This window comes from Flavivirga spongiicola, from assembly GCF_030540825.1.
Classification (GTDB): Bacteria; Bacteroidota; Bacteroidia; order Flavobacteriales; family Flavobacteriaceae; genus Flavivirga; species Flavivirga spongiicola.
On sequence record NZ_JAUOEO010000001.1, the window covers coordinates 4,337,469 to 4,361,326 of the forward strand.

Annotated in this window: 14 protein-coding genes and 1 other RNA gene; 9 read left to right on the plus strand and 6 right to left on the minus strand. The window is 34.9% G+C overall.

Translation table 11 applies throughout. The annotated features are described in order from the left end of the window. Positions 1-22 precede the first annotated feature (22 nt). Positions 23-784: a hypothetical protein gene (locus tag Q4Q47_RS17390; protein ID WP_303307911.1), complete on the plus strand. Its 762-nt coding sequence runs from the start codon at positions 23-25 to the stop codon at positions 782-784. 312 nt (positions 785-1,096) lie between these two features. Here Q4Q47_RS17390 and rnpB read toward each other — a convergent pair. After that, positions 1,097-1,412: RNase P RNA component class A (gene rnpB, locus Q4Q47_RS17395), an RNA gene on the minus strand. 257 nt (positions 1,413-1,669) lie between these two features. Between rnpB and dnaX the strand changes: the two genes are divergently transcribed. The 3 genes from dnaX to miaE are packed head-to-tail and all read left to right on the plus strand — an operon-like array spanning position 1,670 to position 4,567. After that, entirely contained in the window at positions 1,670-3,403 is a 1,734-nt protein-coding gene (dnaX, locus tag Q4Q47_RS17400; RefSeq protein ID WP_303307912.1) for a DNA polymerase III subunit gamma/tau, read from the plus strand. Positions 3,404-3,413: 10 nt separating this feature from the next. After that, positions 3,414-3,983: a hypothetical protein gene (locus tag Q4Q47_RS17405; RefSeq protein WP_303307913.1), complete on the plus strand. Its 570-nt coding sequence runs from the start codon at positions 3,414-3,416 to the stop codon at positions 3,981-3,983. Positions 3,984-3,985: 2 nt separating this feature from the next. Continuing rightward, entirely contained in the window at positions 3,986-4,567 is a 582-nt protein-coding gene (gene miaE, locus Q4Q47_RS17410; RefSeq protein ID WP_303307914.1) for a tRNA-(ms[2]io[6]A)-hydroxylase, read from the plus strand. Positions 4,568-4,574: 7 nt separating this feature from the next. Here the strand turns inward: miaE and Q4Q47_RS17415 are convergent, their stop codons facing one another. The 4 genes from Q4Q47_RS17415 to Q4Q47_RS17430 form a co-directional block, all read right to left on the minus strand. Beyond that, positions 4,575-5,102 (minus strand): porin family protein, encoded by a 528-nt coding sequence (locus Q4Q47_RS17415; RefSeq protein ID WP_303307915.1) that lies wholly within the window; start codon positions 5,100-5,102, stop codon positions 4,575-4,577. Between the two features lie 101 nt (positions 5,103-5,203). Then, positions 5,204-6,109: a Ppx/GppA phosphatase family protein gene (locus tag Q4Q47_RS17420; RefSeq protein ID WP_303307916.1), complete on the minus strand. Its 906-nt coding sequence runs from the start codon at positions 6,107-6,109 to the stop codon at positions 5,204-5,206. A gap of 1 nt (position 6,110) precedes the next feature. Further along, positions 6,111-8,174 (minus strand): polyphosphate kinase 1, encoded by a 2,064-nt coding sequence (gene ppk1 / locus Q4Q47_RS17425; RefSeq protein ID WP_303307917.1) that lies wholly within the window; start codon positions 8,172-8,174, stop codon positions 6,111-6,113. A 225-nt stretch (positions 8,175-8,399) separates the two neighbouring features. Next, positions 8,400-8,885, minus strand: a complete 486-nt coding sequence (locus tag Q4Q47_RS17430) for a SixA phosphatase family protein (RefSeq protein ID WP_303307918.1) — start codon at positions 8,883-8,885, stop codon at positions 8,400-8,402. A 479-nt stretch (positions 8,886-9,364) separates the two neighbouring features. Between Q4Q47_RS17430 and Q4Q47_RS17435 the strand changes: the two genes are divergently transcribed. The 5 genes from Q4Q47_RS17435 to Q4Q47_RS17455 all read left to right on the plus strand — a co-directional run bounded on the left by Q4Q47_RS17435 (position 9,365) and on the right by Q4Q47_RS17455 (position 23,011). Next, positions 9,365-9,883 carry a hypothetical protein gene (locus Q4Q47_RS17435; RefSeq protein ID WP_303307919.1) on the plus strand — a complete coding sequence of 173 codons (519 nt, stop codon included), beginning with the start codon at positions 9,365-9,367 and terminating at the stop codon, positions 9,881-9,883. 33 nt (positions 9,884-9,916) lie between these two features. Continuing rightward, positions 9,917-18,136: a T9SS type B sorting domain-containing protein gene (locus tag Q4Q47_RS17440; protein ID WP_303307920.1), complete on the plus strand. Its 8,220-nt coding sequence runs from the start codon at positions 9,917-9,919 to the stop codon at positions 18,134-18,136. A gap of 12 nt (positions 18,137-18,148) precedes the next feature. Then, positions 18,149-19,075, plus strand: coding sequence for a PorP/SprF family type IX secretion system membrane protein (locus Q4Q47_RS17445; RefSeq protein ID WP_303307921.1), 927 nt, complete (start codon positions 18,149-18,151; stop codon positions 19,073-19,075). A 13-nt stretch (positions 19,076-19,088) separates the two neighbouring features. Continuing rightward, positions 19,089-21,011, plus strand: coding sequence for an OmpA family protein (locus Q4Q47_RS17450; protein WP_303307922.1), 1,923 nt, complete (start codon positions 19,089-19,091; stop codon positions 21,009-21,011). Positions 21,012-21,091: 80 nt separating this feature from the next. Further along, a complete protein-coding gene (locus Q4Q47_RS17455) occupies positions 21,092-23,011 on the plus strand; it encodes an OmpA family protein (protein ID WP_303307923.1) in 1,920 nt (639 codons plus the stop codon). 234 nt (positions 23,012-23,245) lie between these two features. On the opposite strand, the gene Q4Q47_RS17460 is transcribed toward Q4Q47_RS17455, so the two are convergent. Next, entirely contained in the window at positions 23,246-23,743 is a 498-nt protein-coding gene (locus tag Q4Q47_RS17460; protein ID WP_303307924.1) for a CAP domain-containing protein, read from the minus strand. Between the last annotated feature and the right edge of the window lie 115 nt (positions 23,744-23,858).

Below are 23,858 nucleotides of genomic sequence, written 5' to 3' on the forward strand. Positions count from 1 at the left end.
TAACCAACCAAAATAATAAATTATGAAAACAGCTAAAACAACTTTAGTACTATTATTATTATTATTATTATTATGCCTAACATGTAATATCTCTCAAGCACAGAAAATGTTCTCGGTACATCAAGACAATGTAAAACCTTCAATGGTTATGGAATATGAGAAAATTGCAAAAGAGTTTAATGCGGCATCCGTAGAACATAATGCGCAAGCCGAATGGTTTACAGCAGTATCAAATGACTTTAAATATTTTTATATTTCTCCTATTGAAAACTTCGCAGATTTAGATAAACGTCCTTTTGCTGATATGGCAAAAGCCATGGGTGATAAATTTGGAGATATATTTAACCGCTTTGATAAATGCTACGATTCTCATGGCAACTATATAGTTGTACATGATGAAGAGCTAAGTTATATGCCTGATGGTGCCCAGGAAGCTCAAGAAGGTCAAAATTATCGTAAATGGTTTTTTATGTATTACCCACCCGAAAATGCTAAAAAGGTAAAAGAAGGCATGAAAGCTGTTAAAGAACTCTTCACTAGCAAAGGGTCTAAAAGTTATTACCGTATTTACCGAAATGGTTTTGGATCCATGGAAAACTACTATATGGTGTCTATTTCTGCTAAAGATGAAGTAGATGGAGCAACACAAGCTAAAGCAAATGAAGAAGTTTTAGGCCCGGATCGCTGGGAAACTTTTAACAAAGTCATAAATTACATATCAAGAATGGAAGAATATAGTGGAGAAATGAGACCCGATTTATCCTATTCTCCTAAAAAAGAGTAATACCAAGTAAATGAGGCTGTCTAAAAAGCACTATATTTTTTCATTCAGAGCATAGCGAAGAATCTTATTTATAAATCAATACATTATGTTTTTAGAGATTCTTCACAGCTTCGCTGCTACCTTCGAAACAAAATATATTTTGCTTCTCGGTAATATTCAGAATGACACTTTTCAGACAGCCCCATCTACTTTATTATGAAACATGAGTACTATAGAAACAAATTATAGGGCTTGTTTTAATGTTCATTTGATATAATTACTAACCTATTATTTTTTAACAAAAAACCCTTCTTTAATTAAGAAGGGTTTTTATGTTAAAGTAAATCTATAAGCCGAATTCTGTATCACGCCAAAGCGTGATCCTTATCATTTATCTACGCGTATTGTTACCAATACGCTTTAGCTGCCTACCCTCCAGCATCGAGCGTGCAGCCCTCAAACACTGGTATACATGACATTGCACCGCATAGAGTTTACCCGGTTTCACTACAGCATGACCTGTACATACTTTCTGTTGCACTTTTCCTAGCCTCACGACTGGTGGTTGTTAACCACTATGTTGCACTATGGTGTTCGGACTTTCCTCCCAAGTGCTGAACTTGTTTCAGTACCTTTTCAATTTAACTTTTCAGTTAACGAAAAGAAATAATACTGAAACAAGTTCAGCATATGAGCGATAAGGCAATCTACTTGGTTACAAAATTACAATAAAGAACTATTAAATCTCAAAAAAATGGATATAACTGTTCCTCAATTTTAACATACTTTCTATTTTAGACACTTATCACTTAAAGTTGTTAATAACTCCTCTTAAATTTTATGTGCTTTATCTTTAATTTTAAGCTGAATTTTTAACTTTGTTATACACAAGCAAATTCAGTAAAATTGGAACACTTTGTAGTATCGGCTAGAAAATACAGACCACAAACATTTAAAGATGTTGTAGGGCAACAAGCTATTACAAATACGTTATTGAATGCTATAGACAACAACCATTTAGCTCAAGCCTTGCTTTTTACAGGGCCTCGTGGGGTTGGTAAAACGACTTGTGCACGAATTCTAGCTAAAATGATTAATAGTGATGGTACCGAAACTGATGATGAAGATTTTGCCTTTAATATTTTTGAACTCGATGCTGCTTCAAACAATTCGGTTGATGATATTAGAAGCTTAACAGATCAAGTTCGTATCCCTCCACAAGTTGGTAAATACAAAGTATATATTATTGATGAGGTACATATGCTATCTCAGGCTGCTTTCAACGCTTTTCTTAAAACACTGGAAGAGCCACCAAAACATTGCATTTTTATTTTAGCAACAACTGAAAAGCATAAAATAATTCCAACTATTTTATCCCGTTGTCAGATTTTTGATTTTAAGCGCATTACAGTAAAAGATGCTAAAGAATATTTAAAATATATTGCAGAAGAACAAGACGTAACCGCCGATGACGATGCATTACATATTATCGCTCAAAAAGCAGACGGCGCTATGCGAGATGCCTTATCTATTTTTGATAGGGTGGTTAGTTTTTCAGGTAAAAATTTAACCAGGCAGGCCGTTACAGAAAATTTAAACGTACTTGACTACGAAACCTATTTTACAAGTACCGATTTAATTTTAGAAAACAAGATTCCCGAATTGCTATTACAATTCAACAATACATTATCCAAAGGGTTTGATGGTCATCATTATATTGCAGGGCTAGCGTCTCATTTTAGAGATTTACTTGTAAGCAAAACCCCTGAGACGATTGAACTACTTGAAGTAGGCGAGCAGACCAAAACTAAATATTTAGAACAATCTAAAAAAGCTTCACAGCAATTTTTGCTACATGGCATAAATCTAGCAAACGATTGCGACCTCAAATATAAAACCAGTAAAAATCAACGCTTACTTATCGAGTTATGTTTAATGCAGCTTGCCTCTATCACTTTTGATGGAGAAAAAAAAAATAGCAGACATTACATAATTCCAGCTTCTTATTTTAAAAAGAAAGGGATTACTCCTATTCCCGTAACACCTCCTAAAAAAGAACAAAATAGTTTAGTTGCTTCCAATTTAAAAGAGGAAAATAGAGCCCCACAATTATCAGGCTCTAACTCTTCAGGAACTTTTCAAGTTAAAGCTCCTCCAAAAATCATTTTAAAAAAAGAAACCAAACGTGCTTCTGGTCTTTCTTTAAGTAGTATAAGAGCTAAAAAAGAACATCTCATTAAACAAATGGATGTCGTTATAGAAGAAGAGGATTTACCTAAAGAAGCTTTTACCGAGAAAGAGCTTATAGATGTTTGGAATACTTTTATAGAAATAATAAGAGGAAAAGGGAAACACAATTTAGCTTCTATATTATCTATTGATACACCAAAAGTTAAAGAAACGACCGTATATCTAGAATTCCCTAATGCTACAAATAAAGTAGAAGTGGAACGCAATCAATATGATCTTTTATCGTACATAAGAAAGTCTTTAAATAACTATGACATTAGCTTATCAATTAGTATAAACGACATTATGGAAAAGAAGTACGCTTATACTCCTGCGGACAAATTCGAAAAATTAAAAGAGAAAAACTCGAACATAGACCTCTTAAGAAAAACTTTTGATTTAGACATATAAATAATTAATTATGAATAAGTTATTGGTTTTGTTTTTTATCTTCATCATTACTTTAGCAAGTTGCGATGGTCGAAACAGAAAATATAAAACCAATGCAGAAGTTTTAAAAGAAAACAAACTTTTAGAGTCCTTTACTCAAGAAATAAAGTTTGTTCCAGAAGCGTATACTGAGATTAAAACAGATACTATTTTAAGCAGTGGATTTGAAGTTAAAATAAACTACCATTCTTTAGAGAGGGATTTTGTTTTAGAAACCAAAAAATTAAAAAATGATTCAACAACTAGAATTCACTACAAAAACTTTGAAGCACAACTACTGGTATTAAAAAATAATACTATTATTAACAGGAGTCTAATTAATAAAAAGTTTTTTTACGAATTTGAAAGTGCAGAGTTTTGGGCAAATGCCATCATGCAATTTATATGGATTGATTATGAGGCCTCAAATAAAAACACATTGCAATTAAACACTTCTTTTTGTACTTCTAATACGGATGAATGTAAAGATTTTACGCTTAAACTCAATGAACAAGGAGATATTCAAATTGAAGAAATAAACATTTCATCTAATACCATCTAATCATGCTAGGACTAAAGCTTCCAACTGACCCGCGCTGGGTTAATATTGTAGAAAAAAACATTGAAGAAATACTTACTGATCATGCTTTTTGTGAGCAAAAGGCAACAAGTACTGCTATTTCACTAATTGTAAGTTTTCCTGAATACACAGAATTAGTACAAGAAATGACAGCATTGGTGAAAGAAGAGATGAGTCATTTTAAAATGGTTCATGATAAAATCATAGAACGCGGATGGACTCTTGGACGTGATAGACGTGACGATTATGTCATTCAACTTGTAAAATTCTTTCCTAAAGGAGGAAGCAGAACTACCCAATTAGTGCATCGCTTACTTTATGCAGCGTTAATTGAAGCCAGAAGTTGTGAACGCTTTAGGTTACTTTCAGAGGAACTTAAAGACAAAGAATTAGCGACCTTTTATAGAAATTTAATGGTTAGTGAAGCAAACCATTACACCATGTTTTTAGGCTTTGCTCGCAAGTATGGAAATAAAAAAGAAGTTGATACCAAATGGCAACAACTTCTTGAATATGAAGCCGAAATTATGTCTAATTTAGGGAATACAGAAGCAATACACGGTTAAACCCAGGCTAAAACTTGTAACCTATACCTATTTGTATATTTGAGTTTTTAGCTTCAACGCCTAAATTGTCATCAAAAATGTTAGAGAAGCCATAGGTATATCTTACATCCGCAAATATGGCATAGTTTATTTTATATTCTAAACCAGCAACACCAGAATAAGCAAAATTCTTAATACCATCTTCTTCTTTATGTACTTTAAGCCCCGCTTGTGGTCCTGCTCCAATGTGAATTTTTTCACTTACTCTAAACTTTAAGAAAATAGGTGCTTGTATATAATCTAAATGGAGAGGTTCTGCTTTAGCTCCTTCTGCAGAAAACTGTATTTCTGGCATTATTGCAATAGTTTTAGACAAACCAATGTTTGCAAAAAAACCGACATAAATACTATTTCTATGCTTATTTGTAGGAACACTGTTAGTATCGAAATCTAAATTTGAAATATTCAAACCACCCCTTATTCCATATTTTACATCTTGAGAAAGGCCATAATTTGAAAAAGTAAATAAGGCTGCTAATAGTAATATTCTTTTCATAATAAATCAGGTTTGGGATATAATTTTAAGCAATTATATTGGGTACGAATATATATTATAAAATTAAAAACCGACAACTATAAAAGGTGAAGTGCACAATTTTACTGTGTATTGCTAGAAACTGTATCATAATAGATGCTTTTAATTATACCATCTGCCAAACCAATTTTTGGCACATAAATATTTTTCGCCCCACTCCATTTCATTGAAGAAAGATAAATCCGCATGGCAGGAATAATAACATCCGCTCTATCTTGATTCAAGTCTAACTCTGTAATACGTTCTTCATAAGAATAACTCTGAAGTTTTTTATAATAGGCCGTTAAATAAAAATATGAAAGCGGTTTTCCCATAGATTTACCAGATATTTTAAATATTTTATTAATATTTCCCCCAGAACCTATAACTTCTATTTTATGATAAAATTTTGTATGCTTTTTTATCCATGCCTCAAGCTCTTTCCAATATTTCTTTTTAACCATATCGTTAAGAAGCCTAACTGTGCCTATTTTAAAAGACTTTGAAGCTACTTGTTTACCTCTATGTATGACGGTGAACTCTGTACTACCTCCTCCCACATCAACATATAGATACGTCTTATTACTATCGATGTACTTATGTAAATCGGTTGCCGCAATTATTGCCGCTTCTTCCTCTCCATTAATAACATCTATACTTATTCCCGATTCTTTTAAAACTAGATCGACCAATTGTTGACCATTATTAGATTCTCTCATTGCAGATGTTGCACAAGCTTTATATTTTGCCACCTTATGCGATTTCATCAACAATTTGAACGCTACCATGGTATCAACCATTCGTTGTGTATTTTCTTTGGAAATTTTATTTTCTATAAATACATCTGCCCCCAAACGTATGGGCACACGAACCAATGAATTTTTCTTGAATTGTACAGGTCTTCCTTTTTGTTCAATTATATTTGAAATAAGTAACCTTACAGCATTAGAACCAATATCTATAGCTGCATATTTCTTTATTGTAAGCATACTAACTATCTAGCTTTTTTAAATAATAATTATACATAGCAAATTGAGACCTTACTTTTTCTTTATCATTTATTCTATAATTATTTTCTTGAGATTCATTTAATAGCCTGGCTTTAACATTATCACTCCAACTAATATTAAACGTCTCAATAATTTCTTGTTTAATCTCATCATCATAAATAGGGCAGCTTACTTCCACCCTATTATCAATATTTCTCGTCATCCAATCGGCAGAGGAAATATAAATTTTAGAATCCCCATTATTTCCAAATATATAAACTCTGGAGTGTTCTAAAAACTTATCTACAACGCTAATTACCTCTATATTTTCACTCATTCCTTTTACACCGGGAATTAAACAACAAATACCTCTAACTATCATTTGGATTTTCACACCCGCTCTACTTGCTTCATAAAGCTTATCAATCATTTTATAGCTGGAAATACTGTTCATTTTTAATCTTATACAACCCAGATTTCCATTTTTAGCACTTTCAATTTCTGCGTCTATTAATTTAAAAACTGCTTTTTGAGTATAATGAGGAGATGTTATTAAATGTTTATAGGTAAAAATTTTATAATTAGTCTCAAAGAAACTAAAAATTTTATTTACCTCTTTTAAAATGCGTTGATCTGAAGTAAACAACGTATAATCTGTATAAATTTTTGCAGTGGATTCGTTAAAATTTCCTGTACTTATAAAACCGTATCGCTTTAGTTTTTTTCCTTCCTCTCGTTCTATAATACACATTTTACTGTGCACTTTTAAACCTGCCACACCAAAAACCAAATTAATACCTTCATTTTCCATCTGTTGCGCATAATCAATATTTGCTTGTTCATCAAACCTGGCTTGTAGTTCTATAGAGACAGTAACAGATTTTCCATTAATAGCAGCATTAATAAGTGAACTCGCTATATGTGAGATTTGAGCTAAACGATAAATGGTAATTTTTATAGTTTTTACATTTGGATCTAAAGCTGCTTCTCTTAAAAACTTAACAACATAAGAAAAGGTTTGATATGGCGCCTGAAGTAAATAATCTTTTTTCTTAATAGCTTCAAAAATACTAGCCTCTAAACTAAGACCTTTAACCGGTAAAGCTTCTATTTTATCATAAAGAAGGTCATTCCTGCCTAAACTGGGAAACCCCATATAATCTCTTCTGTTATGATAACGACCTCCAGGTATAATACTATCTGTTTCATCAATACCCATTTTAGCCAATAAATATTGTAATGTCTCTTGATCTATAGTTTTATCGTATACAAAACGAACTGGCTCACCAATTTGTCTATGCTTAACACTATCGGAGATCTTTTCAATAAAACTTTTACTTAAATCACTCTCAAAATCCAATTCACCATCACGAGTAATTTTGATCATGTGAGAAGAAATACTTTTATAATCGAAAATATTGAAAATATCGCTTAAACAATGACGAAGCAAATCGTCAATCATTATAATATAACTCTTTTCGTTTTCTTTTGGTAATTCAACAAATCGATTAAAAGATTTTGGTATTTCAATTAATGCAAACTGTCTTTCATTATTAGACATTAACATTCTAACTGCTAAATAGGCGCCACTATCCTTTAAATTAGGAAGTACTACAGAATCATTTAAAATAATAGTCACCAAAGCTGGGCTAACTTTTGTTAAAAAATATTTTTTTATGAAGTCATGTTGCGCATCATCAATTTGATTTTCGTCAATGATATAAATATTCTCATCTTCTAACCTTTCATGAATAGTACTTAGTATTTCTAAACTTTTACTTTGTTGTTTTATTACAATTTGAGTTATAATTTCCAATAACTCTTTAGCCTTAATACCTCCTAAAGCATTCTTTCCTCCTTTTCCGGCCTCAACAATACGCTTAACCGTAGCATATCTAACTTTGAAAAATTCATCTAAATTATTGGAAAAAATGCCTAAAAATCGCAAGCGTTCTATTAACGGCACATTTTCATCTGATGCTTCTTGCAAAACTCTAGCATTAAATTGCAACCAACTTATTTCTCTATTTATATAATTATTATTCTGTAATTCTGGTTTCGTCATATAGGATGATTCATGATTTAGAAATAGATCCACAAATATATTCTATTTAAGCTTAATATTATTAATAAAAACTAATATGAAATAGGAAGGTTTAGAACGGGTTAATAGTTTAATAATACATTGAAAAGAATCTATCTACATACTTACATAAAAAGTTAAGTACAAGCGCTTTTTGTAAGTATCACTAAAAGCACATATCTGATTGGCATTAAACTATAAATGGCATTATTTTAAATCCCTAGGAAATAAAGTTCGTACGGTTTTTCCTTTATTTAAATTTTTCCAATTTGCAATATCAAAATCTATAACAACCACACCGCTAGTAGGGACGTTATCTATGTAGCTGTCACCATAAGTGTTTACAAAAGCTGTAATAGCATGATTGTGCCCAAAAAGCATGAGTGTATTAACAGAATCATCACATGCTTTAAGAACTTCAATGAGATTAGTTCCTGAAAAATCATATAACTCATGGTTTAAATGAACAATACCCGTATCAATTTTAAGGTTAGAAACAAAAATATTAGCCGTTGTTTTTGCACGCATGGCATCGCTTGACAAAACTAAATCAATATTTAATGGTCTTTCCTTTAAGTCATTTGAAACCAAATTTGCGTCTTTAAAACCCCTATCATTAAGAGGTCTTTCGTGATCTATTACGTTGTGTTTCCACGAAGATTTGGCATGCCTTATCAAAATTAATTTTTTCATAAAAAAGCGATTAAGCGATTATTTTCGTCGATTAAAAGTCATTTTTACCAACAAAATCAATCAATTTGTTTTATAAAGTTAGCTAAAATTACCATATAAGAAGACATTATAAACGCTAAAAAGTTAAAGATTAAAACAGACTAAAACTACTGTGCAGCTCGGAAACCGATAAAAAACTTATTATGACGACTAAAAGTTTAATAAAAGCTTTTAAACGAATTTATGAGTGATTTACCATATATTTTTGAAAACGTAGCAGTATATGTATTCTTTTGTACTACCTACTTAAGATATAAAGTTATGAACCTGAATCCAATACCATATATAAATATAGCATTGTTAAACAATGTTTTTCCCTCGCAGTTTTTTCCCTCGAAAGCTTTTTTATTAATAATTAACATGAATGTCTAATGGTGACTATTTTGGTTCATTAGTGTCTATAATATATATAGTTTTAAATAAAATAATTTTACTAAATCATGAAAAATAAATCGACTTTAACATTTTGTACTTTTCTATTTCTGTGCTGTATTTCATTGTTTTTCTCCAATAAGATCATAGCTCAAGAAAATGGCATATATGAACTAAGTAATAATAATTTTTCAAAATCAGTCGCAAAAAGCCAAGCTGATAACGGAAGAAGTGAGTTCAATAAACTTGTCAAGAATCTACACCCTACTGTCTATGTTGGAAATGGTATTGAAAAGACAACCTATGGAGAAGGCCTTCCAATTAAATTAACATTAAAAGACGCTAAATCTGTAAGTATATTAAATAGTGGAAATCCTAAATATAACAAAGTACAATTAATAACAATAAAACTCAATAAATCAAGCGATTTAAATACGAAGTTAGACTTATCTAGTTTATCTGGTTTAAGTGAATTAAAATACATCTTTATAAGGTGTAATTTTAAATGTACCGCAGATCAATTAAAAACATTTGTAAACGCAAATTCCGTAATAAGAATTTTTTACAGATCAGAAACACCATCTTAAATCAAGCATAAGGCCAATTTAAAAGATTAAGACATGAAAAAACTATACGCTAAGAAAACCTTCGCAAATATACCCTCAATAAAATTGATGTTATTTGCCTTTTTGCTTATAATAGCCTACTCGACTAATAGTTATAGTCAGGTTAGAGTGCCGTTTACACCAAGAACATCGGATCTTACTCCTACGCAAACCATATATAATATCAAAGGGGATTTTACCATGATGGGTAATACCAATCTCACCCTTGTTGATTATGATGAAACTAGCGCAAATGATGGCGACATGAAATATGTGGATGAAGATGGTACTGCTGTTCCCGGTAACAATACCTTTAACTCCTCTTCAGCTACATTAACTTTTTCAACCGAAAATGGCGCTATTCCAGATTGTTCAAATATTCTTTTTGCTGGATTATACTGGGTAGGTAGAGCTGGTAATGGTGTTGACAATAATGATGACGGAGATAATAACCCTCATACATTTCAAGTTACAAAAGACGGTATCACTAAAAGTTTTGATAAACGAAAAGTGTCCATAAAAGGACCAGGGGCTTCTGGTTATACCGAACTTACGGCAGATCCATCGGATATACATTACCCTACGGGTCTTGACCCTAGTAATAATTATGGTCTTGATAGCAATATTTTTACTGCTTACACAGAGGTAACACAATATGTAAGAGACAATGGTCTTGGTGAATATTTTGTTGCAGATATAGCATTAAATGAAGGATCTATCGATATAAATGGTTATTCCGGTGGTTGGGGTATGGTGATTGTTTATGAAAACGCCCTTATGAAATGGAGAAATGTGACTGTTTTTGATGGATATGCTTTTGTTGAAGGAAATAACGCTGATGAATTTGAGTTTGATATTAATGGTTTTAATGCTGTACAAACTGGAGATGTTAATGTTAAACTAGGCCTTATGGCTAGTGAAGGTGAGTTAAGATGGGATCTCGATTATTTTGAAATAGAAATATTAGAAACAGGAAACTATCAAAGGCTAGCTAATAATAGAGGGGCTACTAATAACTTTTTTGATTCTACTATAGAGACTGGTGGAAATGCAAGGCTTCCAGACCTGATTAACAATACCGGATTAGACATCGTCATGTTTGACATACCAAATCCTGGTAATAGTATTATTGGTAACTCTCAAACAAATACATCCTTTAGATATGGTTCTAGTCGGGATACTTTTATGATTTTTAATACAACATTTTCAGTAGATGCATATGTTCCTGAACCTGAAGGTATTTTAACAAATACATTGATTGATGGAAATGCACCTGGTGCAGGAAATACATCTCTGGAACCAAATGAGAATGCAGACTTTGCTATTCAAATTAGAAATAAAGGAACAGAAGCTACAAATAACACCGTTATTACAATTCCTTTACCCCCCTCTTTAGGCTCTATTGACCCTAACGATTTAAATATAAATTCTAATATATACCCTCCGCTTGTAAGTACGCTAGGGAACCCTACTTATAACCCAGCCATAGGTTCAAATGGAGCTATTGAATGGAATATTGGAACATTACCGGTACCGGTAGATCCAGATACTTTATTAGCAGATATCAGTTTTAGTTTAACTGTTACAACAGATTGTTCTATTTTAAGTGATCCTAATCTCGGAGCTAATGTAACTGTAAATGGAACTATTAGTGGTGTTGGTGCAATATCTAATTCATCGTTTAATAATCCATTAGTACAAGGGTACGAATCGACAGGACCATGTATAGGAGACCCTATACCAGTGCCAATTATAATACCTATTGAGTCTTCAGATTATGTTAATGAAGCGCCTGTTATTACTGCTCCTAGCCCACTAGATATTGAAGGTTGTGACGAAAATGATATCACAGCATTGAATGCTAGATACCCTTATAGTGCTTCACAATCTGTTGATATAAAAGACACCTATGTAACTACTGGTTACACAGCTTCTGATAATGGGACTATTGTTAGTATAACTTATACGGATGTCATTACACAAAATTCAAGTTGTCAATTAATAGTAACAAGAACATTTACAGCTACAGACGATTGTGACAATATAACAACTGCAGTACAGGTAATTAATATAAATGATACAATCCCTGCATTAGGGACAACACCTGCTGGAACTACTAATATCAATATATGTGCCAGTGAAACGGAAATTGATGCGATTGCAACTACTGCCGCTGACATCACTGCTTTGGAAACCGCTTATACGGATGACTGTGGTACGGTAACGGCTACTTTTGTAAGTCAATCACTTACGGGCGATGCCTGTGCTTGGTCTCTAGAGCGTACCTATAACATCTCGGACGGATGCCCTGCTAACGACTTCACCGTTACCATTACGCACTCTGGTTCGGATCAGGACCCTGCATCAGGGACTACACCTGCCGGAACTACTGATATTAATGCATGTGCCAGTGAAACGGAAATTGATACCATTGCAACTACAGCTGCTGACATCACTGCTTTGGAAACCGCTTATACGGATGACTGTGGTACGGTAACGGCTACTTTTGTAAGTCAATCACTTACGGGCGATGCCTGTACTTGGTCTCTAGAACGTACCTATAATATCTCGGACGGATGCCCTGCTAACGACTTCACCGTTACCATTACGCACTCTGGTTCGGATCAGGACCCTGCATCAGGGACTACACCTGCCGGAACTACTGATATTAATGCATGTGCCAGTGAAACGGAAATTGATACCATTGCAACTACTGCCGCTGACATCACTGCTTTGGAAACTGCTTATACGGATGACTGTGGTACGGTAACGGCTACTTTTGTAAGTCAATCACTTACGGGCGATGCCTGTACTTGGTCTCTAGAACGTACCTATAACATCTCGGACGGGTGTCCTGCTAACGACTTCACCGTTACCATTACGCACTCTGGTTCGGATCAGGACCCTGCATCAGGGACTACACCTGCCGGAACTACTAATATTAATGCATGTGCCAGTGAAACGGAAATTGATACCATTGCAACTACTGCCGCTGACATCACTGCTTTGGAAACCGCTTATACGGATGACTGTGGTACGGTAACGGCTACTTTTGTAAGTCAATCACTTACGGGCGATGCCTGTACTTGGTCTCTAGAACGTACCTATAATATCTCGGACGGATGCCCTGCTAACGACTTCACCGTTACCATTACGCACTCTGGTTCGGATCAGGACCCTGCATCAGGGACTACACCTGCCGGAACTACTGATATTAATGCATGTGCCAGTGAAACGGAAATTGATACCATTGCAACTACTGCCGCTGACATCACTGCTTTGGAAACTGCTTATACGGATGACTGTGGTACGGTAACGGCTACTTTTGTAAGTCAATCACTTACGGGCGATGCCTGTACTTGGTCTCTAGAACGTACCTATAACATCTCGGACGGGTGTCCTGCTAACGACTTCACCGTTACCATTACGCACTCTGGTTCGGATCAGGACCCTGCATCAGGGACTACACCTGCCGGAACTACTAATATTAATGCATGTGCCAGTGAAACGGAAATTGATACCATTGCAACTACAGCTGCTGACATCACTGCTTTGGAAACCGCTTATACGGATGACTGTGGTACGGTAACGGCTACTTTTGTAAGTCAATCACTTACGGGCGATGCCTGTACTTGGTCTCTAGAACGTACCTATAATATCTCGGACGGATGCCCTGCTAACGACTTCACCGTTACCATTACGCACTCTGGTTCGGATCAGGACCCTGCATCAGGGACTACACCTGCCGGAACTACTAATATTAATGCATGTGCCAGTGAAACGGAAATTGATACCATTGCAACTACTGTCGCTGACATCACTGCTTTGGAAACCGCTTATACGGATGACTGTGGTACGGTAACGGCTACTTTTCTAAGTCAATCACTTACGGGCGATGCCTGTGCTTGGTCTCTAGAGCGTACCTATAATATCTCGGATGGATGCCCTGCTAACGACTTCACCGTTACCATTACGCATTCTGGTTCGGATCAGGACCCTGCATCAGGGATTACACCTGCCGGAACTACTGATATCAATGCATGTGCCAGTGAAACGGAAATTGATACCATTGCAACTACAGCTGCTGACATCACTGCTTTAGAAACTGCTTATACGGATGACTGTGGTACGGTAGCTGCTACTTTTGTAAGTCAATCACTTACGGGCGATGCCTGTGCTTGGTCTCTAGAGCGTACCTATAATATCTCGGATGGATGCCCTGCTAACGACTTCACCGTTACCATTACGCACTCTGGTTCGGATCAGGACCCTGCATCAGGGATTACACCTGCCGGAACTACTGATATCAATGCATGTGCCAGTGAAACGGAAATTGATACCATTGCAACTACAGCTGCTGATATAACTGCTTTAGAAACTGCTTATACGGATGACTGTGGTACGGTAACGGCTACTTTTCTAAGTCAATCACTTACGGGCGATGCCTGTGCTTGGTCTCTAGAGCGTACCTATAATATCTCGGACGGGTGTCCCGCTAACGACTTCACCGTTACCATTACGCATTCTGGTTCGGATCAGGACCCTGCATCAGGGATTACACCTGACGGAACTACTGATATCAATGCATGTGCCAGTGAAACGGAAATTGATACCATTGCAACTACCGCCGCTGACATCACTGCTTTGGAAACTGCTTATACGGATGACTGTGGTACGGTAACGGCTACTTTTCTAAGTCAATCACTTACGGGCGATGCCTGTGCTTGGTCTCTAGAGCGTACCTATAATATCTCGGACGGGTGTCCCGCTAACGACTTCACAGTTACCATTACGCACTCTGGTTCGGATCAAATTAATCCTATCATAGACAACACAAACCTTGCTAATATAGAAATTGAGTGCGGTACAGGTGATACGCAGACAACTTTAACTGCATGGTTAAATTCTAATGCTGGAGCTACCGCTACAGATAACTGTAGTACGGTTACATGGGACAATGATTATGGCCTTAATACTTCTGTACAATGTAATAACGGTGCCATTACAGTAACATTTACAGCCGAAGATACCTGCGGTAATAAAAGTTCAACAACAGCTACTTATTTAATAAAGGATACGGTTGCTCCTAATATTACAACTCAAGCGTCTAATGAAACAGTACAATGTGATGGAGCTGGTAATCTTACTAATTTAAATGATTGGTTAGCCAACAATGGTGGAGCTACTGCTACTGATGATTGTAGTACTGTAACATGGTCGAATAATTTTAATTCCCTTTCTGATGATTGTGGTGCTACAGGTTCTGTAACAGTAATATTTAGCGCTATTGATGCCTGTAATAATACAAGTACAACTACCGCTACATTCACTATTGAAGATAATACGGATCCTCAATGGACCAACGCACCAGCCGATTTAACGGTTCAGTGTGACGGTACTACCGATCCTAATGGGGCCTTTGCTGCATGGTTGACATCGTTCTCTGGAACCGATACTTGTGGTACGGCTACCGTAACCAACAACAGTAATGGCTTGAGTGACCTTTGTGGTGCTACCGGTTCGGAAACGGTTACTTTTTTCCTTACAGACGAATGTGGTAACGATATTGAGCTTGATGCAACATTTACTATTGTAGATACTGCCGATCCTGAATGGACCAACCCGCCTGCCGATTTAACGGTGGAGTGTGACGGTACAACTGATCCTAATGGAGCATTTGCCGCTTGGTTAACGTCGTTCTCTGGAACGGATGCTTGTGGTACGGCTACCGTAACCAACAACAGTAATGGCTTGAGTGACCTTTGTGGTGCTACCGGTTCGGAAACGGTTACTTTTTTCCTTACGGACGAATGTGGTAACGATATTGAGCTTGATGCAACATTTACTATTGTAGATACTGCCGATCCTGAATGGACCAACCCGCCTGCCGATTTAACGGTGGAGTGTGACGGTACAACTGATCCTAATGGAGCATTTGCCGCTTGGTTAACGTCGTTCTCTGGAACGGATGCTTGTGGTACGGCTACCGTAACCAACAATAGTACCGGCCTAAGCGACCTTTGTGGTGCTACCGGTTCGGAAACGGTTACTTTTTTCCTTACGGACGAATGTGGTAACGATATTGAGCTTGATGCAACATTTACTATTGTAGATACTGCCGATCCTGAATGGACCAACCCGCCTGCCGATTTAACGGTGGAGTGTGACGGTACAACTGATCCTAATGGAGCATTTGCCGCTTGGTTAACGTCGTTCTCTGGAACGGATGCTTGTGGTACGGCTACCGTAACTAACAATAGTACCGGCCTAAGCGACCTTTGTGGTGCTACCGGTGCAGAAACGGTTACTTTTTTCCTTACGGACGAATGTGGTAACGATATTGAGCTTGATGCAACATTTACTATCGTAGATACTGCCGATCCTGAATGGACCAACCCGCCTGCCGATTTAACGGTGGAGTGTGACGGTACAACTGATCCTAATGGAGCATTTGCCGCTTGGTTAACGTCGTTCTCTGGAACGGATGCTTGTGGTACGGCTACCGTAACTAACAATAGTACCGGCCTAAGCGACCTTTGTGGTGCTACCGGTTCGGAAACGGTTACTTTTTTCCTTACGGACGAATGTGGTAACGATATTGAGCTTGATGCAACATTTACTATCGTAGATACTTTACCTCCTGTACTTTCATTACCTTCTAATGCAACTGCAGAATGTAGTGATGATTTAACAACAATAGCTTTTGGTACAGCTACAGCCACAGATAACTGTGACCCTACTCCAACTATAACTTTTGAAGATGATATAGAGGATGGTGCTTGTCCTAACACTTTTAAAATTATTAGAACCTGGACAGCAACAGATAGTTGTGGAAATAGTGTATCTGCAAACCAAGAAATTTCAACAGCTGACACTACTGCTCCTAAAGTATCGGGTACTATAGCTGAATTTGTTGTGGAAGGATGTAGTGTTACAGATGCTCCAGCTCCTGTTACTTCAATTGCTGAACTTGAAGATTTTGGGCTTAATATAACTGACAATTGTACAGACAATGCCAACCTTATTGTAACCAACTCTGATACGTCTGAAAACTCCTGCCCGATTGTAATTACCAGATCTTATACTATTAAAGATGCTTGTGGTAATTCCATTACGATTACGCATAAAATTAATATTGTTGACACAACCCCACCAGTATTTTCATCGTTACCGAATGATCAAACTGTTGAATGCAGTGATAATTTAACACCAAGCTCACTTGGTACAGCTGTGGCTACAGATGATTGTGGTACTCCTCCTAATATCTCTTTTGAAGATGTTAGAACAAATGGAGATTGCCCTAACAATTATACAATTGCTCGTACATGGACAGCTACTGATGAATGTGGTTTAGAAACTAAGCACACACAAATCATAACAGTTCAAGATACTAAAGCTCCTGAACCTACAACAACTTTTGAAGAGATATTAAACGTTAGTTGTACGGACATACCAGATATACCAGAATTGACTTTTGCCGATAATTGTTCAACTAATATTACGGTGGTATTTAATGAAACAAATTCATACGAAGAAAACGTGTTTGTTGATTATGAAATTGTTAGAACTTGGATAGTAAGAGACGAATGTGATAATGAAAAAACTTATACGCAAACACTTCAAGTAGCACTTGATGAAGTTATTACTGATTTAGCTGCTCCAGATTGGTGTTATGATGAAGGTGCTATAAATATGAATAATTTGTTACCTGACGATCTTAATACGAATGGTACCTGGGAGTTATTAGAAGGTGATCCTGCTGCAACGCTAAACGCTAATATATTTGATCCTTCTGGGCTTGAATTAAGCGTAGATTTCTTACCGGAAAGTGGTGGAATTGATTATAAGTTCAGATACACAACTACAGATGAAGGTTGTATAAGCATTACAGAAGTTACTATGAATGTACATGCAGATTGTGTGGTACTCCCTTGTGGTGAAAACGATATCACCATATCAAAAGCTGTAACCCCTAATGGTGATGCTTATAATGAATTTTTCGAAATCTCTGGTATTGAATTATGTGGATTTATATATGACGTAAAAATATTCAACAGATGGGGTGCTTTAGTATACGAATCTGATAATTATCAAAACGATTGGAACGGTGCAGCTAGTAGCGGATCAATTGGTACCGCTGGAAAAGTCCCCAACGGAACATATTATTATATCATTAAATTACAAAATAGTGGATTGAATCCTATAACAGGACCTGTTTATTTAGGAACCAAATAAAAAACATAACCTATGAAACTTATTAAATATAATATAATCGCTATTGCATTGTTAAGCTGTACGGTTGGAATTGCACAACAATTACCGCAATTCACACAGTATATGTACAATACAATCTCAATAAACCCAGCTTATGCAGGGAGTCGAGAAGCTTTAAGCGTCGTTGGATTACATAGAAGCCAGTGGGTTGGTTTTAAAGGAGGTCCTATAACACAAACGCTTTCTGTTCATACCCCACTAAGGAATGATAGAATTGGATTGGGATTAACTTTTATTGAAGATGATTTAGGTCCTCAAAATTACTCATACTTATATGGTGATTTTTCATATAGTATTCCTACTGGAAAAACTGGAAAATTAGCTTTTGGTTTAAAAGGTGGTTTTACTGGTTATACTTTTGATCAAGATTTTTTAACTGATCCAACAGTAACTGAAGATCCTTTTTTTAGTGGTACAGAAAATCGCTGGGCTCCAAATATTGGTGCGGGTGTTTATTACCATACCAACAGGTTCTATGCTGGGTTATCTGCTCCAAGAATATTAAACACTGATGAAAACAAACAAGGCGACTATAAAGCTTTAGAACGTATTAGTTACTATTTTACACTAGGTGGTGTACTTGATATAAGTAAAAGCTTCAAATTTAAACCTGCTGGTTTAATAAAGGCAACCAATGGAGCGCCTCTATCATTCGATCTTACCGCTAATTTCTTATACAATGAGAAATTCTGGATAGGTGGATCTTATAGAATTAATGAGCAAACTGCTGCTATTGGTGGTATTGCTGACTTTCAAGTTTCAAGACAATTACGTGTAGGTTATGCTTATGAAAAACCAATTTCTGACATAGCTAGCTACACGACAGGTACACACGAGATATTACTTATATATGAATTTAAATTCTTAAGTTCTAAACTAAAATCACCAAGATATTTCTAATAAGACTTTTTATATGAAAAATAAAAACTACATATTAGTCTGTATCGCTTTAATGCTAAGCTTTTCTGTCTTTTCTCAACAAGGAAAACAAAAAAGAGCAGATACCTTATTTAATAAATTCTCTTTTGTGAAAGCTGCAAAAGTTTACAGAGAACTTATCCAAAATAATTATAATAAAGACTATGCAACTCGTCAATTAGCAGATTGCTATGCTTATTTAAGAGACCCTAGAAATGCTTCCAGGTATTATAAAAGTGTCGTTAAGCAAAAAAATGCCCCTGTTGAATATTACTATAAATATGCACAATCACTTCGAGGAATGAAAAAATATGACGATTCTCAAGTTTGGTTAAAGCGTTATAAGGACTCTGGAGGTGTTGTAAATGCTAATGATTTCTCAAAAGACATCAATTTTATTACCAGTGTTTTTGGTGCAAAACAGCAGTATTTTTTAGATCGCGTGCGTTTCAATTCAAAATATAGTGATTTTGGTGCTTTTGAACATGATGGTAAAGTGTATTTTGCCTCTGCTAGAGATGAAGGCGTTTCCATAAAACGCCTGTATGGTTGGAATGAACAACCTTTTTTAGATGTTTATGTAACCGATGTTGGATCTAAAAGAAATGTTGATCATACTGGAAAAGTAAAAGGAGATGTAAACTCTATTTATCATGATGGTCCGATAACCATTACAAAAGATGGCCGTACTATGTACTTTTCTAGTAATAACTTTACAAAGGAAGCCGGTGAAGTAAAAGACAAAAAAGGGCTAACAAATATGAAAATCTACAGGGCTACTTTAGTTGATGGTGAATGGACTAATATTGAAGACCTATCCATCAATGGTGATAATTTTTCAACACAGCACCCCGCTTTAAATATTGATGATACTAAGCTGTACTTTACATCTGATAGACCAGGAACTAAAGGAGGTTCAGATATATGGGTTATAGATATACGTCCAGATGGTACACTAATGGAATTGAAAAATGTTGGAGATACTGTAAATACGGAAAGTGCTGAAGGGTTTCCATTTATAAATAATGAAGGTGTTCTATTCTTTTCTTCAGATGGACATACAGGTCTAGGGCTATTAGACATTTTTGCCACTATTAAAGGTGAAGATGATGACAGCATTGTAGACGTCATAAATTTAGGAGTTCCTGTAAATTCCAATAAAGATGATTTTTCATTTACTATGAACCCAAATGGCATTACTGGTTATTTTGCATCAAACAGAAAGGGTGGTCGCGGTAGCGATGATATTTACGCTTATCACAGAAAGCCTGTTTTGCATGTTGAAGGTGTTGTAACAGATGCTATTAATACCAACCCTATAGCTAATTCAGTTATTACGCTATACGATGATAATGACAACAAAATAGCCAACATGGTAACCGACGAAAATGGCTATTATCAAATAAATATTGATAGAAATAAAGATTATAAAATTGTTGCTAGTCAAGATAAATATATTGATGACTACAGAACATTTACATCAAAAAATATTCAAACCGAGCTAATAACTATTAATGCTAACTTGTTATTAAATCCAGTACAAGATGTTATAAAACTTGCAGAATTAAACAATATATATTTCGATTTCAACAAATATAACATTAGAGAAGATGCTGCTTTAGAACTGGATAAAATTGTTAGCCTGATGCAAAACGATTATCCTGAGATGGTAATCAGAATTGAGTCCCATACCGATTCAAGAGGTAATCTAACATATAATGATAAATTATCTATAGATAGAGCAAATTCAACTTATGAGTATTTAATTTCTAAAGGTATTACTCCTGAAAGAATTACAGAACATCAAGGTTTTGGTGAGCGTAGATTAACCAATGGTTGTGAAGATGGAGAAAACTGTGAAGAAGAAGACCATCAATTAAACAGACGTACTCAATTTATAGTTGTAAAAATGGAATAGCATACAGTTTAACCAACTGTGCCTAAATAAATAAAAACTATCACTAATTAGTATAAGTTTTTAATTAAAACTATGACCCCATGAGATTAAAAAATAACATATTAACTAGTATTATATTGTTTGCAAGTTTCTCTGCACTTGCTCAATACGGTTCTCAAAAAAAGGCAGACAATCTGTTTAACAAGTTTTCGTTTGTTAATGCTGCTCAAGTTTATCATAATCTTATAGAGAAAGACTTTAATGCAGATTATGCAACCAGACAATTAGCAGATAGTTATGCTTTCATGCGAAATCCAGATAGCGCTGTAGTCTACTATAAAAAAGTAGTAGAACAACCTAATGTTCCTATTGCATACTATTACAATTACGCACAAGCATTAAGAGGTATAAAAGCATATAAAGAATCTCGTGTTTGGTTGAAACGCTATAAAAAAGCCGGCGGAAAAATAGATAATGAAAAGTTTTTAAAAGACTCTGATTTTATTAATTCCATTTTTAACGCGAAACAACAATATTTTTTGACTGAGGTTAATTTTAATTCAAAATATAGCGATTTTGGAGCTTACGAGCATGATGGTCATATTTACTTTGCTTCATCCAGAAATGAAGGCGTTTCAACAAAACATATTTACGGTTGGAATGAAGAACCTTTTTTAGACATATATGTAACTGACAAAAGTGCTAATGATAGTATTGTAGATCACAAATCTAAACTAAAAGGAGATATAAATTCTATTTATCATGAAGGTCCAATTACTATAACAAAAGATGGGAAAACCATGTATTTTTCTAGAAATAATTATGCGAAAAATGTTTTAGAAAAAGACGAAGAAGGTATCTCAAATCTTAAAATCTATAAAGCATCCTTAATTGAAAATGAATGGACAAATATTGAAGAGCTTCCTTTTAATAACAATGACTTTTCTAATGGGCATCCTGCATTGAACAATGATGAAACAAAGTTGTTTTTTGCTTCTAATATGCCTAATGGCTTTGGAGGAACAGATATTTACCATGTAGATATAAATAGTGATGGCTCTTTTGGTACACCCCAAAACTTAGGAAATATAGTAAACACAGATAAAAATGAAAGATTTCCTTTTATTAATAATGAAGGTGTACTTTTCTTTGCTTCAGACGGTCATCCTGGATTAGGTCTATTAGATATTTTCGGAACCGTTTCAGACAAAAACAATAACATTATCAGTATTCTTAATCTCGGTGTTCCAGTAAACTCAAGTAAAGATGATTTTTCATTTTTCATGAATGAAGATGGGTTGTCAGGATATTTTGCATCTAATAGAAATGGTGGTGTCGGTAGTGATGATATTTATGCATATGACAGAATTCCACAGCTAAAAATAGAAGGATCTATAACAGATGTCACTACAAACGAGCCTATACCAAATGCCATTGTTACACTGCTTGATAGTAACAATGAACAAATAGCACGTTTAGAAACAGACGAAGATGGAAATTATGAAATAAATATAGACAGAGATACCGACTATGTATTAAACATCAAAAAAGATGATTATATAAACGATACTAGACACGTTACTTCTAAAGGTGTAGAAAATAAAGTGACGCGCATTACCGAAGACTTCAATCTAAATCGTGTTATAAAGGTGACACCTATTACTGAGTTCTACCCTATTTACTTTGACTTTAATAAGTTTGATATAAGACGAGATGATACCGTTGAATTAGATAGAATCGTTAATTTAATGATGAATATTTATCCAAATATGATCATTAAAATAGAATCGCATACAGATTCCAGGGGCTCCTCTGAATATAACAATAAACTGTCTCTAGATAGAGCAAAAGCAACGTACAAATACCTAATAGACAAAGGAGTCAACCCTGACAGAATTACTGAATACAAAGGCTCTGGTGAGCAAAAATTATTAAATAATTGTGATGGCACTATTAATTGTACTGAAGAAGAACATCAATTAAACAGACGCACACAGTTTATTGTAATTAAAATGGAATAATTTAAAAGCAATACTTCGTTTATTTAATCTTTAGACATATCAACCCTTTAAAAATAAAACAAAAATCCTCTCAAAAAATGAGAGGATTTTTTACCTAAAGCTAAATTCAATAACAATTAAGTTATCAATAAATAACCTATTTAATTCTACATTACATGATTAAACCATGCAAATTTCGCTAAAAATTAGTATATTAAATTAGGTTATGTTTTAATCGCTTTCTCAAAAGCAATCTTATTTCTTTATAAAGATGTTAGTAAAATACCACCTTCCATTCTCGTTTTTTTCTGCAGAAACATCAAAGTTTGAGAAATCGCCTTCTATAGTCCCTCTATGTCCATCGCTTTTAATCCAAGCTTTTACTACAGTTTGTGCAGAACTATATCCATATGCAACATTTTCAGATACTTTTTTAGCACCAGCATTAGCCTTTAAATAATTACTACGGGTAAAAAAATTATCGTGTGATACTTCATTTTGGTCTACCATATAGTCTGTATGACTATATGCTACAGATTTCACTACAGACATATCATTTAAGGCATTCAACTCTAATGACACTCTATACTCATTAATAAGCTTAAGTATCTCTATTTCAATGTCTTTTGATTCTTTTGTAACAAGGCTTAACTCCATAGCATCAGCCTTATCATCAATGCTGTCTGTTGAGCAGGAAGTAAATGTCAACACAGCAAACAATACCAATAATGGCAGTTTAATTAATGACTTCATAAGTAGGTAATTTAGATTAGGTTCTGTAAAATTAGCAGCCTACCCTGAAGTAAATGTTAATAAAATGTTAAAATCGATTAAAAACACGCATTATGTCGTATTATAATGCTTTTAA

Excerpts from the sequence above, each read along its gene's own strand:
- Q4Q47_RS17390 (WP_303307911.1), top strand. The coding sequence starts at position 23 with ATGAAAACAGCTAAAACAACTTTAGTACTATTATTATTATTATTATTA.
- Q4Q47_RS17405 (WP_303307913.1), top strand. The coding sequence starts at position 3,414 with ATGAATAAGTTATTGGTTTTGTTTTTTATCTTCATCATTACTTTAGCA.
- miaE (WP_303307914.1), top strand. The coding sequence starts at position 3,986 with ATGCTAGGACTAAAGCTTCCAACTGACCCGCGCTGGGTTAATATTGTA.
- Q4Q47_RS17415 (WP_303307915.1), bottom strand. The coding sequence starts at position 5,102 with ATGAAAAGAATATTACTATTAGCAGCCTTATTTACTTTTTCAAATTAT.
- Q4Q47_RS17420 (WP_303307916.1), bottom strand. The coding sequence starts at position 6,109 with ATGCTTACAATAAAGAAATATGCAGCTATAGATATTGGTTCTAATGCT.
- ppk1 (WP_303307917.1), bottom strand. The coding sequence starts at position 8,174 with ATGACGAAACCAGAATTACAGAATAATAATTATATAAATAGAGAAATA.
- Q4Q47_RS17430 (WP_303307918.1), bottom strand. The coding sequence starts at position 8,885 with ATGAAAAAATTAATTTTGATAAGGCATGCCAAATCTTCGTGGAAACAC.
- Q4Q47_RS17435 (WP_303307919.1), top strand. The coding sequence starts at position 9,365 with ATGAAAAATAAATCGACTTTAACATTTTGTACTTTTCTATTTCTGTGC.
- Q4Q47_RS17440 (WP_303307920.1), top strand. The coding sequence starts at position 9,917 with ATGAAAAAACTATACGCTAAGAAAACCTTCGCAAATATACCCTCAATA.
- Q4Q47_RS17445 (WP_303307921.1), top strand. The coding sequence starts at position 18,149 with ATGAAACTTATTAAATATAATATAATCGCTATTGCATTGTTAAGCTGT.
- Q4Q47_RS17450 (WP_303307922.1), top strand. The coding sequence starts at position 19,089 with ATGAAAAATAAAAACTACATATTAGTCTGTATCGCTTTAATGCTAAGC.
- Q4Q47_RS17455 (WP_303307923.1), top strand. The coding sequence starts at position 21,092 with ATGAGATTAAAAAATAACATATTAACTAGTATTATATTGTTTGCAAGT.
- Q4Q47_RS17460 (WP_303307924.1), bottom strand. The coding sequence starts at position 23,743 with ATGAAGTCATTAATTAAACTGCCATTATTGGTATTGTTTGCTGTGTTG.